This is a genomic window from Prauserella shujinwangii, assembly GCF_003001955.1.
In the GTDB taxonomy this organism is placed as follows: Bacteria; Actinomycetota; Actinomycetes; order Mycobacteriales; family Pseudonocardiaceae; genus Qaidamihabitans; species Qaidamihabitans shujinwangii.
Genome location: NZ_PVNH01000018.1, coordinates 1 through 1,944 on the forward strand (window position 1 = coordinate 1; position 1,944 = coordinate 1,944).

Consider the following 1,944-nt stretch of genomic DNA (forward strand, 5'->3'; position numbering starts at 1 on the left):
CGTACCTTTCCTCCGGGGGAGGAGTTCGCGGCGCGGGCGAATGCGTCGGCGGAGTGGTATGTGGAGGCGGAGGCGGATCGGGAGGCGTTCTGGGCGCGGCAGGCGGAGCGTTTGGATTGGGATTCGCGGTGGTCGCGGGTGGTGGATTGGTCGGGTGCGCCGTTCGCGAGGTGGTTTGTGGGGGGCCGGTTGAATGTGGCGGTCAATTGTGTGGATCGGCATGTGGAGGCTGGGCATGGTGATCAGGTGGCGGTGCACTGGGTGGGGGAGCCGGGTGATACGCGTGATGTGACCTATGCCGAGTTGCGGCGGGAGGTGTGCCGGGCGGCGAACGCGTTGGTGTCGTTGGGGGTCACCGCTGGTGATCGGGTGGCGATTCAGCTGCCGATGATTCCGGAGGCGATCGTGGCGATGCTGGCGTGCGCGCGGATCGGGGCGATGCACAGTGTGGTGTTCGGGGGGTTTTCCGCGGCGGCGTTGCGGTCGCGGGTGGATGATGCGCGGGCCAAGGTGGTGATCACCTCGGATGGGCAGTACCGGCGGGGGCGGGCCGCGCCGATGAAGGCCAACGTGGACGAGGCGCTGGCCGGGGCCGACAGTGTGGAGAAGGTCATCGTGGTGCGCCGCGCCGGGGACGATCTCGAGGGGGAGGTGCCCTTCACCGAGGGGCGGGATGTGTGGTGGCACGAGCTGGTCGGGGCCCAGTCCGGGGAGCATGAGCCGGAGGCGTTCGATGCCGAGCATCCGTTGTTCATCCTCTACACCTCGGGCACCACGGGCAAGCCGAAGGGGATCGTGCACACCTCGGGTGGGTATCTGACCCAGTGTGCCTACACCCATCACGCGGTGTTCGACCACAAGCCGGGGCAGGACGTGTACTGGTGCACCGCCGACATCGGGTGGGTGACCGGGCACTCCTACATCGTGTACGGGCCGCTGGCCAACCGCGCCACCCAGGTGGTGTATGAGGGCACCCCGAACACCCCGCACGAGGGCCGCCACTGGGAGATCGTGCAGCGCTACCGGGTGTCGCTGTACTACACCGCGCCCACCCTGATCCGCACGTTCATGAAATGGGGCGCGGAGATCCCGGCCCGCTACGACCTGTCCTCGCTGCGGGTGCTGGGCAGCGTGGGCGAACCGATCAACCCCGAGGCCTGGATGTGGTACCGCGAGCACATCGGCGGCGGCCGCTGCCCGATCGTGGACACCTGGTGGCAGACCGAGACCGGCGCCATCATGATCTCCCCCCTGCCCGGGGTCACCCACACCAAACCCGGCTCCGCGCAACGCCCGCTGCCCGGCATCTCCGCCAAGGTCGTCGACGACACCGGCACCGAAGTCGGCCCCGGCGGGGGCGGCTACCTCGTGCTCGACCAGCCCTGGCCGGGCATGCTGCGCGGCATCTGGGGCGACGACCAACGCTACCGCGACACCTACTGGTCCCGCTTCGCCGAACAGGGCTACTACTTCGCCGGCGACGGCGCCAAATACGACACCGACGGCGACCTGTGGCTGCTCGGCCGCGTCGACGACGTCATGAACGTCTCCGGCCACCGCATCTCCACCACCGAAGTCGAATCCGCCCTGGTCTCCCACCCCACCGTCGCCGAAGCCGCCGTCGTCGGCGCCAGCGACCCCACCACCGGCCAAGGCATCGTCGCCTTCGTCATCCTCCGCGGCGGCACCGCCGACACCGAAACCAGCGGCGAACAAGCCATCCACCACCTCCGCGACCACGTCGCCCGCGAAATCGGCCCCATCGCCAAACCCCGCCAAATCCTCATCGTCCCCGAACTCCCCAAAACCCGCTCCGGCAAAATCATGCGCCGCCTCCTCCGCGACGTCGCCGAAAACCGCCAAATCGGCGACGTCACCACCCTCGCCGACACCACCGTCATGGACCACATCACCACCGAACTCCACAAAGGAACCGAAGACTGA

At 68.4% G+C, this 1,944-nt stretch carries 1 protein-coding gene; it reads left to right on the forward strand.

The annotated features are described in order from the left end of the window. Window positions 1-1,944, forward strand: a 1,944-nt coding sequence (gene acs, locus B0I33_RS29555) for an acetate--CoA ligase (protein WP_106182626.1), incomplete at its 5' end; no start/stop codon positions are given.